Origin of the sequence: Hassallia byssoidea VB512170 (assembly GCF_000817785.2) — a bacterium.
Classification (GTDB): Bacteria; Cyanobacteriota; Cyanobacteriia; order Cyanobacteriales; family Nostocaceae; genus Hassallia; species Hassallia carrinoi.
The window spans coordinates 50,229-65,485 of record NZ_JTCM02000003.1 but is presented as its reverse complement, the minus strand read 5'-3'; the positions used below and the strand labels follow the sequence as shown (position 1 = coordinate 65,485).

Here is a 15,257-nt window from a genome sequence, read left to right as displayed (position 1 = left end):
ATTTCACTCTTTGTACAATCTGTAGTCATTCCAACTACAACAGCATTGTTGTGAGTTACATAAATTTATCAAAAATTTTTGCGGATTGTACGCAAACTACGAGTATTTTTGCTTACACCAAGCAGATGCGATCGCTTTTATTTAATCTTTACATAATCTTACTTAATCCTAAGCTAAACTTTACTTAATTTAAATTCTAACCGTGTCACAATAGCATTTATACCAGTAATTTCACTGTAGCAATTAGTTATTTAATATCACAAACCCCTTAAAAAAGGCGGGTATTGCAATAATGATGACAAATTTGGAAATAAGTAAGCGTAAGCAAAAGTACTTGGGAGAGTCTTTAATTGAAGCAGGCTTGATAACGCCATCTCAATTAGAAACGGCACTTAAAGAACAAAATTTGTCTGGCAGACATTTGCAAGAAATTCTTACAAAACATGGCTGGATTGAACTGCAAACTATTGAGTATTTTCTGGAAAAGATAGTTTTACCAGAACAACTAACAGCGAATAAAAAACAGCTTGATCAAAATAAAAATTCCATAGAGCAAATTAGCCATGCAGAATGGGGAGGCTCTGATTCAGCACAGCCTTTAACTGTATCGTTGCGTAAGTTCGCGATCAATCTCTCTCCCAAAAACACGTTGCGAGTTTTGTTTTTGGTGATACTCAGTCTTTGCCTCGTCAGTCTTGCCGGACAGTTCAGCGTGTACTTTCTGCCTGAGTTCCCGTTGAGAGGTTTCTTAGCAGCAATATTCTACATTGACTTTGAACAAAATATTCCTGCGGTGTACTCTGCGTCTGCTTTACTATTTTGTTCTGTTCTTTTGTTGATAATCGCCCATGCCAAGAAAGTAGCTGGTGAACTTTTTGTCCGCCACTGGACAGCCTTATCAATTATCTTTCTGTATCTTTCCGGCGACGAATTCATGAGCCTTCATGAAAGGCTGATCGATCCGTTGCGAAAAACACTTAATACCAGTGGCTTTCTTTATTTCGCTTGGGTTATACCTGGTGCTATCTTGGTACTGATTTGCCTGTTAGCGTTTTTAAGTTTTCTCGCTGCTCTTCCCGCAAAGACACGTTATCTATTTCTGATTGCTGGGACAATCTTCGTATTTGGTGCAATTGGCACAGAATTAGTTGGTGGGTACTATGCAGAATTACACGGACAGCAAAACATAATTTATGTCATAATAACGACGATTGAAGAGTTTCTAGAGATGCTCGGCATTGCTGTCTTTATTTATGCTTTGCTCTCGTACATTAGTACATACATGAAAGGCATGGCTTTGCGAATCAATATTATTAATGACAACAAGCAACGCCAAAATGCTGAATTACTTACTTAAAAAATATAACGGGTGCGTCTTCATCGGGGTGACTGATGTAAAGTTATCTGACTGCACTGCCGTTTTTGCCCTACTCCTTGTCCACAATAAAATAACAGGCGTGCATTTGCGATGAAGGTGGCTTGGATGAGGGCAAGTGCGATCGCCTTAACATAAGCATATTTTCTTTGTCAGTGTGTATGAAAGCTTCGTTACTGTAGTTTAATAGAAAACGCTTGTGTTGTTTGTCGGTGTTGGGTAACGTATATGTCTTTTGTCCCTTTGCACATTCACAGTGATTACAGTTTGCTTGATGGCGCCAGTCAGTTACCGGAGTTGATCGATCAAGCACTTGCACTCGGTATGAAAGCGATCGCCCTCACGGATCATGGTGTGATGTATGGTGCGATCGAACTAATCAAAATTTGCCGCAGTCGAAATATTAAGCCAATTATTGGCAACGAAATGTATATCATTAACGGCGATATCGAAAAACAAGAACGCCGTCCCCGTTATCATCAAGTTGTTTTAGCGAAAAATACAAAAGGTTACAAAAATTTAGTTAAATTAACAACTATTTCTCACCTCAAAGGTGTACAAGGCAAAGGTATATTTTCTCGTCCTTGCATTAACAAAGACTTACTTAAAGAATACCATGAAGGTTTGATAGTTACTAGTGCTTGTTTGGGTGGAGAAATACCCCAAGCAATTCTCAGCAATCGACCCGATGCTGCACGTAAAGTCGCTCAATGGTATAAAGAAGTATTTGGCGATGATTTTTATTTAGAAATTCAAGACCACGGTTCCCAAGAAGACAGAATTGTTAACGTTGAAATTATCAGAATTGCCAAGGAACTAGGAATTAAATTTATAGCCACCAATGATTCCCATTATATTTCATGTTTCGACGTAGAAGCACACGACGCTTTACTATGTATTCAAACTGGCAAGCTGATTAGTGAAGATAATCGGATGCGTTATAGCGGCACAGAATATCTGAAATCTGCTGAAGAAATGAGTCAGCTATTTCGCGACCATTTGCCAGATGATGTCATTGCCGAAGCTATAAACACTACCGAAGAAGTTGCAGATAAAGTCGAGCCTTACCACAATATTATGGGTGAGCCTCGCATTCCCAATTATCCCATACCATCTGGTCACACTGCCGACACATACGTTGAAGAAGTTGCTTGGCAAGGACTTTTAGAAAGATTAAATCGCAAATCGCGTAGCGAAGTTGATCCAGAATACAAAGAAAGATTAGAGTATGAACTAAAAATGCTGCAAAAGATGGGTTTTTCCACATACTTTTTAGTCGTGTGGGACTACATCAAATTTGCTAGAGATAATAAGATTCCCGTCGGTCCTGGTCGAGGTTCAGCCGCAGGTTCTTTGGTTGCTTATGCAATGCGAATTACTAATATTGACCCCGTACATCACGGTTTATTATTCGAGCGATTTTTGAACCCAGAACGTAAATCAATGCCGGATATTGATACAGATTTCTGTATTGATCAACGCGATAAAGTTATTGAATACGTAACTGAAAAATACGGTACAGAAAGAGTAGCCCAAATTATCACCTTTAATCGATTAACTTCTAAAGCTGTCTTGAAAGATGTCGCCAGAGTGTTGAATATTCCTTATGGCGAATCAGACAAAATGGCGAAATTAATTCCTGTGGTGCGGGGTAAACCTACAAAACTCAAGGTAATGATTTCTGAGAAAACCCCAGAACCAGAGTTTAAAGCAAAATATGATAATGAACCACACGTTCGTCATTGGGTTGATATGGCGATGCGAATTGAAGGAACTAACAAAACCTTTGGTGTTCATGCTGCAGGGGTGGTAATTTCTGCCGATCCTCTCGATGAAATTGTGCCGCTACAAAAGAATAATGACGGTTCTGTGATTACCCAGTATTTCATGGAAGACTTGGAATCTATGGGTTTGTTAAAAATGGATTTCTTAGGTTTGCGAAACCTGACATTAATTCAAAATACTTTGGATTTAATTGCACAAACTCAAAAAATTCCGATTGACCCTGATGATATTGTCCGTCAAGAAAGAAGAGCGCAACAAATATTAGCAAAAGGTGAACATAAAGTTTTACCAAATGAAGTCAAAAAAGCTTATGAACTTTTAGAAGCTGGTGAGTTAGAAGGTATCTTTCAATTAGAATCTTCGGGAATGCGTCAGATAGTGCGAGATTTGAAGCCTTCTAATATAGAAGATATTTCTTCGATTTTGGCGCTTTATCGACCAGGACCATTAGATGCAGGATTGATTCCTGATTTTATTAACCGCAAGCACGGTCGAGAGGAAATTAAATACGGTAACTCTATTTTAGAACCCATATTGAATGAAACCTATGGAATTATGGTTTATCAAGAGCAAATTATGAAAATTGCTCAAGATATGGGTGGATATACTTTAGGACAAGCCGATTTAATGCGCCGTGCAATGGGTAAAAAGAAAGTTGCGGAAATGGAAAAGCAACGGGAGAAATTCATTGATGGCTCGGCAAAAAATGGAGTTAATAAACAAGTCGCCGAGAAATTATTCAACGACATGTTGAAGTTTGCCGAATATTGTTTAAGCTATGATACAAAAGTTTTAACGGTAGAATATGGCTTTTTACCGATTGGGGAAATTGTAGAAAAGGGCATTGAGTGCAGTGTGTATAGTATTGATAGTAATGGTAATGTATACACTCAAATCATTGCCCAATGGCATAATCGCGGTAAACAAGAAGTTTTTGAATATTGTTTGGAAGATGGTTCAGTTATTCAAGCAACAAAAGACCATAAATTTATGACTGTTGATGGTCAAATGTTGCCGATTGATGAAATATTTGAACGCGGATTGGATTTGATGCAAGTTCGGGGTTTGCCAGAATAAATACTTGGTGTAGGGATGGGATTTTTCCCATCCGCACCATCAAAAACTTAATTCAGAGGGTTATAGTCTGAAAGTAGATCATCTAAAAGCTTACATTCGTAACGAGTTAAATATGAAGCAGATGCTTTTAATTCCTGTAATTTATGGTAGTTCAAATCATGTTCAAACGCTTCTATGCGTTCTTTTAGTTCTTCATATAGTTCACTAAAGGTAAACTCAGTTGCTAAAGCCAAGCTAATTTGTTCTCTGTCTTTACCAAGTGACTGACCGTTAAACTGATAATTTCCTTGAGAATTTGGAGATATTAACTTAAGAGCGATCGCGCTTAGTAAACTTTGATAACCCAGCTTCAATTCTCTACTCGAACCAATTTCCTCTGGTATCAAATCGGGAATTTCCTCTTGCTCTATTTGTTCGCTCTGACTGCGTTCATAGCAGTCTCGATAATACTCGATTTGACTGAGAAAATAAGCCGGAAAGCCTAACGAACGAGTCAAAACACACAAACGCTGCTCGTCTTCCCCTACCAAAGCTGTTAAAGTGCGGTATGAGCGACTGTAATATGCAAATATTTCTTCTTTATCTTTTGCTGCTACCCAAAGAGTAAGTTCACGTTGCGAAGTTGGGTTTAAACTAACATCAATATCCTGAAGTCGCAGCAACTCTTTAGCACCATCATCAAGCTGATTCAATCGTAATTTAGCAGTATTTGCCGCTATTAAATCTGTTTGCTTTAATACTTCTCCAATGACAATTTACTCAAATGCTCGAACTGCTGACGAGCAAAGGGGATAAGTTGGTTCTGAAATTCTTCAGCGGATATTTGCCATGATTGAGAACGCTTTACCCGTTCTTGAGTGAATATTTCAGTTGGCAGTGTTGAAAGGAAACTTTGGTAATAAGCATCAATATCCGCGTCAGTCAAAACTGAAAGTCGAATTTCGGAGAATTTCGTCGTCGCTTGCTCGCGCGATCGCACCAAATCATTATATATTTGAGAGAAGTTGGCAAGAGTTTTACGTAAAGTTTCAGCTTTTTGTTTAGCTGTTTTAATTAGATGATTTAATGCTTCAACGCGGAGATTTTGGGCGTATAAATCGTATTCTAACTTTAATTGTTCATTATAGCAGCGACGCAATTCGATAGCGGTTGATTTAACAGAGCTTTCTAATCGTTGAATTTGTTTCTGAACCTTTTGGATGCGATGGCGGTAGCCACTCCCTCCGGGAGTATCGCGTATATCAGTGCTGTACTTCAGCCAAACGATGCCTAAGTAAGTCATAATTGTTACCGCAGTCCCCAGCAGATAAGTAACTAAGTTACCCCAAACTTTTTGCAATAACAGCCACAGCGTTGATTGACTGAAAATCCCGGTGAGAATCACCAAACCGAATAAAGCCGCAGTAACAAGTGTAGGATAAATGATTAAATACTGAGCGCGAAAACGCTTTTCTTCTGCTATCAGTTCATTTAGTTTGTCTGTGGCTGTTTCGAGTTGATTTTCAATAGCAGTTAGGTGGTTTTGAGCTACAGCGATCGCTTCCTTCATTTTTTCACGAGAGCGATCGCTTCTATGCGAATTTGTCGAGCTTGTTCAATTTCCGCATTTAACGCTTGACGATACTCGCTAATCGTAGTTTCTAGCTGTTCGGTGGTTATTTGTATTTCTTCCAAATTTCCGACCGTTGAGGTATCTTGTAATTGTTGCCGCTGCAATTTTAAACATAAAATTTGATTAAGCAGCGTTTTGGTCGTTTCTTTATCAATTGTCACCTCTAATTTAGAATCAAGAAATGCTTCAGCTGCACGCAATTCGGTAACGAGATTTTCCGGTTGATCGCTAATAGAATCCGTTTGCAGTTCTAAATATAAATATGTCAATATATTTAATAGCCTAACTGCTTCATGCAAACCAAAGCATGTAGCATCAGCATAGCGATTAATGCTGCGGTCTAAAAAAGTAGTTAATGTTGCCTGCGCTTGTTTGCCAGAATTTTCTAGGGTGCGCTTATACGAAAGTAGTTCTTTATTTTCAAATTGCCGATAAGCACGCTGCAATTCAATTGCATATTCCTGAACCATTAATAGCTGTTTCTCTAGGAAAAAACAGTTCTCCATAGCCAAAAGTGCTGTAAGCAGGAATTTTTCCGCGTACTTTGTGCGTGCCAATCAATAATCCGTTTGTTTCCGCTTCCATGCTGAGAAAGCCGACAAAAGCATCAGCATAGCTGGGTAAATTGTCTCTCAGTCCTCCTATTCGCTCATCGAAAAGCCAGCAGTTATCAAAGGGAGGTACTTTTTGACTACCTGCAACTACAACACCACTAGTCATTTTATAATCTAACTCCCGCAGGAGCGCGTAGGCAGCACCATAATCAGCAGTTGTAACTTGAGCAAATAACCCTGGTAATAGCAATAAAGCTTCTAAGCTGTGCGGAACATCTGTGAAGTACTTAGTAAATAGCCAACGCATCAAGCGCACCAGTTCAAAAACTACTCCCCTAGAAAAAGGATTGCTGGCTGACAGCATGAGATATACTCGATGGCTGCTGCATTGTAGACGGTGTTCAATAAACGATTGCATGAAGAATATACTCAATAACCAAATACATCTAAGTATTGCTCGTAACTCATTCCACCGCCTACAGCGTTATATCCCATTGCTTCTCGTTCAAAATAGTCAAAATCAATGGATACATCTTCTGGCTTCCCTAAACTTTCAGCATTATCAAAACGGTCGTTTAAACCTTGAATAATATCAATATCTGTAGTAAGTATTCCAACTTCTCTTTCTTGATTATTTTCAGATGAAGTCAGTAAATTATGACTACCCAACATTGCAAATTTATTATCACACACTAAATATTTTTCATGTGTGCCTAATAATTTGAAGCTAAATTTTCCGGAAAATTGTTTTTCTAGGTCTTCTAATTTATTTAATGCATTATATTTCCAGTCGTTAATAATTTTTTTTAAATAATCCTCTGAAAAGTCCAATTGATTTACATCAATAATATCTCCTCTATATCCCCATCCAATATCAATACAAGTATTGTATTTTAATAATTTTTTAAATGAGTCGATTATATATTGATTAATTCCTTTATTTGTTAGCCAAGGACAAACAATTATTAATCGCTCCTCAGCTTGTTCCAGCGCTTGCATTAGTACTTCTCGACTATTATCACGGTCGTAAACTAATTTATATTCCGCCATAAAAGTGACTGTATTTAAAAAACTGCTTAACTAAGTATTCCCAAAAAAACTCAATTATTATCCGTAAAACGAAGTAGTGATTGCCCATCACCTACAATTCGCCTGCGTCGCACACTGCTGCCATTTGTTACCAGTCAAAGAGAGCTTAAGCTTAAAGCTAGGCGGTCTTAGCGTTAGCGTTGAGCGCGGTCGCGTTGACTCGTAGTGTAGAGGTAGGAATCTGTCGCCACTATTGCTGGTATCAAATTGCTCAAGTAAACTTTGTTTTTGTGCAAGCGAGTGAGACTAATCTCTTCGTCTTCTAAGGATTTGGGTAGTGGTTCCAGCACAAAGAGCGCTCCTTCTAAGCGATCGCGCGTGCGGAAATCTTCGACTAATTCCAAGGGGGTTTTGCGCTGAATCAAACAAATTACTATTAAGGCAATTAACAACACCAGCAGCACTAAGAGCGACCAAATAACTATTTTTCGTTTCAGTGGTATCAAAATATCTAAATGAACTTTTGCAGTGATAGGACTAGCAATAGGGTTATCTGGCTTCAACACCAAGGTGAAGGTGCGCTTACTTTCAGAAGTGCGATCGCTTACCTTTAACTCCAAGGGAATTTTAGTTTCCCCGACTTGCAAAGGTATGGCTGTTGGTTTTGCCAGAGAAATATCTTTGAAATTGCCTTGCAGTTGTAATTTAGCCGTTCCAGATATATCGCTCTTGACTACCAAAGTTTGGGTTTCAGTAGTTTTACCTGCTTCTGTTGAGTTAAAATCTATCCTCGTAGGTGAAAATTGCAATGTCGGCTTAATCGTCACAGGTAAGTCAATAGCCATTGGTGCGATCGCATTGTTTGCGGTCGTCAAAACCAAGCGCAAGTTATTAACACCTCTGTTTGCCTCTGCTGGTATCTGCAAACGCACCGGAATGACTGTTGATTTATTCGCAACTAAGTCAATTGGGCGATCGGGTGGAATTAAGCGAATCCCGCTTTGGTTGGGGTCTTCCAGTTGCAAACTTACCTGAGCGTTGACATTGCTGATACTATTAATATTGAGCGGTTCAGTAGTTGTTCCGGGCAATACTGGGTGCAAATTGGCTGTGGGTAAATTGACATCAAGCTTGGGTTGAACCAACACTGGTCGAATATTTTGAGCGAGTTGATTCAACTGAACTCCTCCAGGGTCTCGCAAAACCTGCCCCTTCCCGCAGTCAGGAAGTCATATTTTCCGAAATATAATGATTTTTCAAACATACTTTCAGGGCAAGATTCGCCATACACAACGACAACAAAGTATGTATACAAGCGCTAATCACTACAACTAAAATTATCTACCAAATTGACGACCCCGCCGGACATCGCGTGTAGCAAGGAGATTTTGGCGATCGCATCAGGAGCAATTCCCAAGCGTTACACACAATTCGGTAATATATTATTACAAATCGAAATCTTGGGCAGTCATACCCACACAACCCCCGTAGCGGTGCCCTAATATCTATATCCCCGACCTAAAAAGCCAACATCAATATTGCGATCGCTTTCTTCTGTCTCCAGCGATACTGAGTTAAGATGAATTTTTTGCTCTATAGGGAGTGTTGAACATGCGTACATTTTTCAATTGGTCTACAAATTTACTTAATTACCTACGTAGCTTGGCAATACTAAGCTTGCTATGTCTGATTTTAAGCTGGTCACTTCCCGCACAAGCAGCCACCCGCATCAGTCCCAAACTCGAACAGCAAGTTATACAAATCATCCGCGAACATCCAGAGGTACTTATAGAATCTGTCCAAGCATACCAGCAGCAACAGCAACAGCAAATACGACAATCACAGCAGGCATTTTTGCAAGATTTACAAGTCAATCCCCAATCGGTGATTGGTAATTCTCCTGTTACTGGTTCACCTAATTCAAAGATTGTCTTAGTGGAATTTTCCGACTTTGAGTGTCCTTATTGTGCTGAAGCTAACAAAACTCTGAAACAGTTTATGGAAAAGCATCAAGATGAAGTAACGTTAGTTTACAAGCATTTCCCCCTGATACAAATTCACAATCAAGCAGTGCCAGCCGCAAAAGCTGCTTGGGCAGCTTTTCAGCAGGGCAAATTCTGGGAATATAGTGATGCGCTATTTTCTCATCAAAAAGAACTTAATGAGGCTTTGTATTTGGATACTGCCACAAATCTCAAGTTGGATTTAGACAAGTTTAAAAGCGATCGCGCTCTTGCCGATAATGCAATTGTTAAAGATATGCAGCTAGCGCAAAAATTGGGGCTGACTGGTACACCTTTCTTTGTCATGAATGGTGTAACTTTCTCTGGTGCTGTGCAGCTATCAGACATGGAAAAAGTCTTAGCTCGTGCTACTCAGTAATTATCTTTAAAGGCGGGGTATCCCCGCCTTAAGCTATCATCGATGTATACAAATTTGTATACAAAATCACAGTATGCAAAGTTCTACCATCAGAATCAGCAATACATCTCACAATATCCTTAAAGAACTGGCTGCACGCTCTGGGGAGTCGATGCAAGCAATCCTCGATCAAGCGATCGAGCAATACCGCAGACAAGTGTTTTTAGAGTCAGCTAACCAAGCTTACGCTGCCTTACGCAACAACTCAGAAGCTTGGCAGGCTGAACTTGAAGAAAGAGAAGTTTGGGATGTCACTTTAGCTGACACCTTAGAATGACCATTACAAAATTATCACTCCTGACAGATATGGCTTGTTGACTTGAATCCTACACGAGGTCACGAACAGGCACAGAAATCGTCCTTGCTTAGTTGTATCGGTAGACTTATTCAATTCCGGGGCATCTGGATTAGCTGTTGTGCTACCGATTACATCTAAAAACAAAGGGATTTCCTTCCACGTTGAAGTTAACCCTCCCGAAGGGGGACTGACACAACGAAGTTATATTAAATGTGAAGATGTCCGCTCTATCAGCATAGAGAGACTTTCTGATTTGTGGGGTGTAATTTCTTCAACTACCATGATGATGGTAGAAGACAGGCTACGGATTCTTTTGGGTTTGTAAAGTTGCTGCGATCGCAAAAGCGTTTATTATCAATGAGGCGATCGCTTATATTATCGACCTCAGTAAGCTTACTCTTGGCGATTTATGTTCTCAAGGATACAACTGATACATTCTGCCAAAAACAACCTGGTTTTGGCAAATTCAGTGTTAAAGAGTGAAAACATAAATCGTGAGGTAATAAATGCATCGCTTAGGATTGTGTGTAGTTTTCCCTATTGCGTTGATAGCTAGCTTTTCTCATCAGCCAGCAAGAGCAAATACATCTACTTCTGTGCCGAATGTAGTCCAAATTAATCCGACTTTGTTAGCTTCTTCAAATTACCTTTCACATGAAGAAGAACAGGTAATTGTGGAAATGAACAAAGTGCGGACAAATCCTAAGGCATATATCCCGATTATGGAAAGCTATAAAAAGCGCTTTCAAGGCAAACGAGTCAAAATTTCTGGCAATACTTATTTACTAACGCAAGAAGGAGTAAAACCAGTCGATGAAGCGATCGCATTTCTCAAGTCAGTTCGTCCTGTAGGAACTTTGACTGCATCTAAAGGGATGTCTTTAGCCGCTAGGGATCACGTTAAAGACCAAGGTGCAAAAGGTGTAACAGGTCATTATGGTGCTGATGGTAGCAATCCTTCTACTCGCATCAGTCGTTATGGAACTTGGCTAAGAACCGCTGGAGAAAACATCAGCTATGGTCCAAATACTGCTCAAGATATCGTCATGCAATTAATTATAGATGATGGGGTGCGCGATCGCGGTCATAGAAAAAACATCTTTAACCCTGCTTTTAAAGTCGCAGGAGTCGCTTATGGAACTCACGCCACATACAGAACGATATGCGTGATTAACTATGCTGGGGGATATCAGGACAAGAAACTGGGAACTAGGGATTAGGGACTGTAAAAAAAATTTTATACATTTAATTCAGTAATTTACCTTAAGTAATTAACTTGAATATTTGGTAAACTTTGTAAAGTTACATGAAGTTTATTATTTACTCCCTGATGATGAAATTACCCAAGAGTGGAATACAATCTCTAAAATTTGACCAACTCAAATTATTAGCTATTTTCTCGAACTCCTCTGTGCTGGAAACTCCTGAAAAAGATGGAGAATTATCTCCACAGAAAGAAAATAGTCTCTCGCCACTCGAACAAGAAGTAATTGCCCAAATGAATCAGGTGAGAACAAATCCTGCTGCTTATGTTGCTGTGTTAGAAAAGTATAAAAAGCGCTTTTCAGGCAACAGAGTTAAAATTTCTGAAGGTGTATTTTTACAGACGACTGAAGGAGTCAAAGCAGTCGATGAAGCGATCGCATTTCTCAAGTCAGTCCGTCCCGTGCAAACTTTAACTACATGCAATAATATGTCTTTAGCTGCGAAAGATCATGTGAAAGACACTGGAAAAATAGGTGCTATAGGTCACGATGGTAGCGATGGTAGTGACGCTTCTACTCGAATGAACCGCTACGGAACCTGGCTAATTACCGCAGGTGAAAGCATAAGCTACGGTTTAAACAACCCCCAGGATATTGTCATGCAGTTAATTATAGATGACGGTGTACCGTCGCGGGGTCATAGAAAAAACATGTTTAACGCCGATTTCAAAGTTGTGGGAATCGCTTACGGAATTCACGCCAAATATAGAAGAATGTGCGTGATTGACTATGCTGGAGGATACCGGGAACAATAAATTTAATTGCGATCTTGTCTCTGTTTCAAAGCGGCTAAGAAAGGAAACCAATTCTCACTTCTTTAATCTAGTTATATATTGATTGGTTGCTTTCTACTTTTGAGGTTATTGATGCGTCGCATACTATTTTGGGTATTTATCCCTATTACCCTACTAGTTACATCCTGTGATACTGTGTTTGAATCTCACTCTTCTGTCCCGGAAACTACTCAAAAAGATTCGCAATTATCCAGACGGGAAAATAGCCTCTCGCTATTGGAAAAACAAGTGATTGTAGAAATGAATAAAGCGAGAACAAACCCTGCTGCTTATGCGGCTATCTTAGAAAAGTATAAAAAGCGCTTTTCAGGTAAACGAGTAAAAATCTCTGATACTGTCTATTTGCAAACGACTGAAGGAGTCAAAGCAGTCGATGAAGCGATCGCTTATCTCAAGTCAGTTCGTCCGGTGGGAACTTTAACTGCATCTAAGGGTATGTCTTTAGCCGCTAAAGATCATGTGAAAGACCAAGGAAAAACAGGTGCAATTGGTCATGATGGTAGCGACAAAAGCGATCCCTTTATTCGCATCAACCGTTATGGAACTTGGCAAAAAACTGCTGGGGAAAACATCAGCTATGGTTCCCACACGGCTCAAGATATCGTTATGCAGTTAATTATAGATGACGGAGTGAGCGATCGCGGTCATAGAACAAACATGTTTAACCCAGCTTTTAAAGTCGCAGGAGTTGCTTTTGGCATTCACTCCACTTACAGGCAAATGTGCGTGATTGATTATGCTGGAGGATATCAAGAAAAATCCGTTTAATGTACCACCCTTCTCGTAAAGCCGTTAATCTCAACGTACAAGTCCAAGGCGAAGGATTCCCTATTTTATGCTTACACGGTCATCCTGGTTCTGGTTCTAGCCTTTCTGTATTTACCGATCGCTTATCAAAACGTTTTCAAACTATCGCCCCAGATTTGCGCGGATACGGCAAAAGTCGCTTTAAAGGTGATTTCGACATGCGCGACCATTTGACCGACTTAGAAGCGCTTCTAGACCGCTTAGGGATAGAAAAATGCTTAGTGTTGGGATGGTCGCTCGGTGGCATTTTGGCGATGGAACTGGCACTAATGCTACCACAGCGGGTGACTGGATTAATTTTGATTGCTACGGCAGCTAAACCTAGAGGAAATCATCCGCCGATTAGTTTGCCGGATAATTTGTATACTGGGATTGCTGCTCTTTTAAACTATGTAAAACCAGGTTGGCGGTGGAATATTGAGACATTTGGCAAGCGATCGCTTTTTCGTTATTTGATTCAACAACATACACCCACTGCTTACCGCTACATAGCCTCATCAGCGGTGCCGGCTTATTTGCAAACTTCATCGGCTGCTACTCGCGCCCTTTTTACTGCGATTCAATCTGGTTACAATCGACTTACAGACTTAGAGCAAATTTTTTGTCCCAGTCTGGTACTCGCTGGTACCGAAGACCGTCACATCACAGTTAATTCCAGTTTAGAAACTGCTCAACACCTGATAAATTGTCAGTGGCAAAGCTACCCCAACACCGCTCATCTCTTCCCGTGGGAAATTCCTGACCAAGTACTGAGCGATATTGACTTTTGGCTGCAACAGCATCCGCAAGTAATAGCTAATAGCCATTAGCTATTAGCTATTAGCTATAAGCCATTCGATTACATTTGACCGCTAAAGGCAGGCTTTACTTTGCGGTCAATCCGTTCCCCCAAATCTTCAGCAATTGTTAAAGTACCGGGTTTGCAGCGTTTGACATTTACTGCAATTCCTTGCGCTCCTTCAACTTCCAAATCTTCTACATAGCCTTTAATTGCCGCTTTAGCTTCAGAAGAACTGAGAAATGGTCCAAAGTAGTAGGTGCAATTGGGCTTTTGTGTCTCAATCTCAACCCACCAAGCCAAGCCAAAGGTGTCGAACGTATTAATTAAGGCTTCCTTGAGGTTATACCAAATGGTTTTCATAGTTTTCGCCAGTTGATAAGTGTGATTTTTGGGTGGTAAACGTGTCTTACTGATTTTTTCTCATTTACATTTCTTTATACTCTGTTATCATTCGTTTTCCAAGCGGTTTTTTGTAATTTGTCTAAATGCAACGTATTTAACCAGCGTTGGCGATAAATTTCATAAAGCGCCATACCTGCCGCCACAGAAGCATTCAGGCTTGGAGTACTGCCTTGTAAGGGAATCGACACCAAAACATCGCAAGAGCGTTGTGTGAGCATACTCAAGCCTTCGCCTTCCGAGCCAACTACCAACACAATCGGAATTGGTTTTTTGTTGTCATCTTTGGGATTGACGAATTCAACGGTATGCAGCGGTACGCTACCAGTGGCAGCGGTGCCGTAAATCCAAAAATTAGCGGCTTTTAAGGCATCCATTGCGCGGTTGAGATTAACTACTCTTGCAACCGGAAAGGTTTCTAGCGCACCGGCTGCGACTTTCATCACCGTAGAAGTGATTCCAGAAGCTCGGCGTTGCGGAATTACTAATCCTTGAGCGCCGATCGCTTCAGCTGTGCGAATAATTGCTCCCAAGTTGTGCGGATCGGTAATACCGTCAGCCACGACAATTACTGGCGCATCGGTAGTAGCAAAAGCTTTGGTAATTAAGTCGTCTAACTCGATGTAGGCGTGGGGAGCAATTTGTGCGGCTATTCCCTGATGATTTGCGTGGTAGGTAATTTGGTCTAAGCGCTTTGGTTCAACTTCATCAATCACCGTGCCGTTGTCTTTCGCTTGCAAAATCAAATTATGAAAGCGGGGATCGTAGCGCAGTTTAGAAGTAATCCAGATTCGATTTAGACCGCGCTGATTTTCTAATGCAGTCAACACTGGATGGCGACCGTAGATTAAATCGCTATCTTCTGTTGGTTTAGATGAAGATGCATCGGAGAAACTGCGACGTGGTGGGCGTGAGTCGTCTGTTGCGCCTTCGCTCTTGTTATATGCACGACGTGGTGGGCGTGAGTCGTTTGCGCCAACGCTTGCTTTATATGGCGATGCATCGGAGAACTTGCGACGCGGGCGTAAATCGTCTTTTGCCCCTTCGTTTGGTTTAGATG

17 protein-coding genes and 1 pseudogene are annotated in these 15,257 nt (G+C 40.4%); 9 read left to right on the top strand and 9 right to left on the bottom strand.

What is annotated here, in order from left to right; genetic code table 11:
- Window positions 1–292 precede the first annotated feature (292 nt).
- Together PI95_RS02450 and PI95_RS02445 are read left to right on the top strand one after the other, a co-directional pair.
- Entirely contained in the window at window positions 293–1,357 is a 1,065-nt protein-coding gene (locus tag PI95_RS02450; RefSeq protein WP_236116897.1) for a DUF8692 domain-containing protein, read from the top strand.
- A gap of 246 nt (window positions 1,358–1,603) precedes the next feature.
- Window positions 1,604–4,237, top strand: a complete 2,634-nt coding sequence (locus PI95_RS02445) for a DNA polymerase III subunit alpha (RefSeq protein WP_039738837.1) — start codon at window positions 1,604–1,606, stop codon at window positions 4,235–4,237.
- Between the two features lie 47 nt (window positions 4,238–4,284).
- Here the strand turns inward: PI95_RS02445 and PI95_RS02440 are convergent, their stop codons facing one another.
- From PI95_RS02440 to PI95_RS36630, 7 genes are all read right to left on the bottom strand, one after another.
- Complete coding sequence (locus PI95_RS02440) at window positions 4,285–4,929, bottom strand: hypothetical protein (protein WP_052324741.1); 645 nt, start codon at window positions 4,927–4,929, stop codon at window positions 4,285–4,287.
- Window positions 4,930–4,970: 41 nt separating this feature from the next.
- Window positions 4,971–5,786, bottom strand: coding sequence for a rhomboid family protein (locus PI95_RS02435; protein ID WP_052324740.1), 816 nt, complete (start codon window positions 5,784–5,786; stop codon window positions 4,971–4,973).
- Window positions 5,783–6,319 carry a hypothetical protein gene (locus tag PI95_RS02430; RefSeq protein ID WP_052324739.1) on the bottom strand — a complete coding sequence of 179 codons (537 nt, stop codon included), beginning with the start codon at window positions 6,317–6,319 and terminating at the stop codon, window positions 5,783–5,785. Before PI95_RS02430 ends, PI95_RS02435 begins: the two co-directional genes overlap by 4 nt.
- Window positions 6,297–6,821: an FtsZ/tubulin family protein gene (locus tag PI95_RS02425; protein WP_163518527.1), complete on the bottom strand. Its 525-nt coding sequence runs from the start codon at window positions 6,819–6,821 to the stop codon at window positions 6,297–6,299. Before PI95_RS02425 ends, PI95_RS02430 begins: the two co-directional genes overlap by 23 nt.
- An 11-nt stretch (window positions 6,822–6,832) precedes the next feature.
- Window positions 6,833–7,453, bottom strand: a complete 621-nt coding sequence (locus PI95_RS02420; protein ID WP_039738836.1) for a phospholipase D-like domain-containing protein — start codon at window positions 7,451–7,453, stop codon at window positions 6,833–6,835.
- A 173-nt stretch (window positions 7,454–7,626) separates the two neighbouring features.
- Window positions 7,627–8,634: a COG1470 family protein gene (locus PI95_RS02415; protein ID WP_163518525.1), complete on the bottom strand. Its 1,008-nt coding sequence runs from the start codon at window positions 8,632–8,634 to the stop codon at window positions 7,627–7,629.
- A 296-nt stretch (window positions 8,635–8,930) separates the two neighbouring features.
- Window positions 8,931–9,053, bottom strand: coding sequence for a hypothetical protein (locus PI95_RS36630; protein WP_268896633.1), 123 nt, complete (start codon window positions 9,051–9,053; stop codon window positions 8,931–8,933).
- Here PI95_RS36630 and PI95_RS02410 point away from each other — a divergent pair.
- From PI95_RS02410 to PI95_RS02380, 7 genes are all read left to right on the top strand, one after another.
- On the top strand, window positions 9,044–9,814 hold the full coding sequence (locus PI95_RS02410) for a DsbA family protein (protein WP_039738835.1): 771 nt from the start codon (window positions 9,044–9,046) through the stop codon (window positions 9,812–9,814). The two genes, PI95_RS36630 and PI95_RS02410, sit on opposite strands and share 10 nt — an antisense overlap.
- 73 nt (window positions 9,815–9,887) lie before the next feature.
- Window positions 9,888–10,130, top strand: coding sequence for a toxin-antitoxin system protein (locus PI95_RS02405; RefSeq protein ID WP_039738834.1), 243 nt, complete (start codon window positions 9,888–9,890; stop codon window positions 10,128–10,130).
- Window positions 10,131–10,176: 46 nt separating this feature from the next.
- Complete coding sequence (locus PI95_RS02400; protein ID WP_336507018.1) at window positions 10,177–10,476, top strand: type II toxin-antitoxin system PemK/MazF family toxin; 300 nt, start codon at window positions 10,177–10,179, stop codon at window positions 10,474–10,476.
- 181 nt (window positions 10,477–10,657) lie between these two features.
- Window positions 10,658–11,371 carry a CAP domain-containing protein gene (locus PI95_RS02395; RefSeq protein WP_039738832.1) on the top strand — a complete coding sequence of 238 codons (714 nt, stop codon included), beginning with the start codon at window positions 10,658–10,660 and terminating at the stop codon, window positions 11,369–11,371.
- An 86-nt stretch (window positions 11,372–11,457) separates the two neighbouring features.
- A complete protein-coding gene (locus tag PI95_RS02390; RefSeq protein WP_236116896.1) occupies window positions 11,458–12,171 on the top strand; it encodes a CAP domain-containing protein in 714 nt (237 codons plus the stop codon).
- A 111-nt stretch (window positions 12,172–12,282) separates the two neighbouring features.
- A complete protein-coding gene (locus PI95_RS02385) occupies window positions 12,283–12,978 on the top strand; it encodes a CAP domain-containing protein (RefSeq protein WP_039738829.1) in 696 nt (231 codons plus the stop codon).
- Window positions 12,978–13,826: an alpha/beta fold hydrolase gene (locus tag PI95_RS02380; protein WP_052324736.1), complete on the top strand. Its 849-nt coding sequence runs from the start codon at window positions 12,978–12,980 to the stop codon at window positions 13,824–13,826. Before PI95_RS02385 ends, PI95_RS02380 begins: the two co-directional genes overlap by 1 nt.
- Before the next feature lie 29 nt (window positions 13,827–13,855).
- Here PI95_RS02380 and PI95_RS02375 read toward each other — a convergent pair whose 3' ends face one another.
- Both PI95_RS02375 and rlmB read right to left on the bottom strand, forming a co-directional pair.
- Window positions 13,856–14,158 carry a DUF1816 domain-containing protein gene (locus tag PI95_RS02375; RefSeq protein ID WP_039738824.1) on the bottom strand — a complete coding sequence of 101 codons (303 nt, stop codon included), beginning with the start codon at window positions 14,156–14,158 and terminating at the stop codon, window positions 13,856–13,858.
- A 74-nt stretch (window positions 14,159–14,232) separates the two neighbouring features.
- A pseudogene (gene rlmB, locus PI95_RS37395) lies at window positions 14,233–15,072 on the bottom strand (23S rRNA (guanosine(2251)-2'-O)-methyltransferase RlmB); the annotation flags it as partial.
- Between the last annotated feature and the right edge of the window lie 185 nt (window positions 15,073–15,257).

Coding starts and splice junctions, on each gene's coding strand:
- PI95_RS02450 (WP_236116897.1), top strand. CDS start 293: ATGATGACAAATTTGGAAATAAGTAAGCGTAAGCAAAAGTACTTGGGA.
- PI95_RS02445 (WP_039738837.1), top strand. CDS start 1,604: ATGTCTTTTGTCCCTTTGCACATTCACAGTGATTACAGTTTGCTTGAT.
- PI95_RS02435 (WP_052324740.1), bottom strand. CDS start 5,786: ATGAAGGAAGCGATCGCTGTAGCTCAAAACCACCTAACTGCTATTGAA.
- PI95_RS02430 (WP_052324739.1), bottom strand. CDS start 6,319: ATGGTTCAGGAATATGCAATTGAATTGCAGCGTGCTTATCGGCAATTT.
- PI95_RS02425 (WP_163518527.1), bottom strand. CDS start 6,821: ATGCAATCGTTTATTGAACACCGTCTACAATGCAGCAGCCATCGAGTA.
- PI95_RS02420 (WP_039738836.1), bottom strand. CDS start 7,453: ATGGCGGAATATAAATTAGTTTACGACCGTGATAATAGTCGAGAAGTA.
- PI95_RS02410 (WP_039738835.1), top strand. CDS start 9,044: ATGCGTACATTTTTCAATTGGTCTACAAATTTACTTAATTACCTACGT.
- PI95_RS36630 (WP_268896633.1), bottom strand. CDS start 9,053: ATGTACGCATGTTCAACACTCCCTATAGAGCAAAAAATTCATCTTAAC.
- PI95_RS02405 (WP_039738834.1), top strand. CDS start 9,888: ATGCAAAGTTCTACCATCAGAATCAGCAATACATCTCACAATATCCTT.
- PI95_RS02395 (WP_039738832.1), top strand. CDS start 10,658: ATGCATCGCTTAGGATTGTGTGTAGTTTTCCCTATTGCGTTGATAGCT.
- PI95_RS02390 (WP_236116896.1), top strand. CDS start 11,458: ATGAAGTTTATTATTTACTCCCTGATGATGAAATTACCCAAGAGTGGA.
- PI95_RS02385 (WP_039738829.1), top strand. CDS start 12,283: ATGCGTCGCATACTATTTTGGGTATTTATCCCTATTACCCTACTAGTT.
- PI95_RS02380 (WP_052324736.1), top strand. CDS start 12,978: ATGTACCACCCTTCTCGTAAAGCCGTTAATCTCAACGTACAAGTCCAA.
- PI95_RS02375 (WP_039738824.1), bottom strand. CDS start 14,158: ATGAAAACCATTTGGTATAACCTCAAGGAAGCCTTAATTAATACGTTC.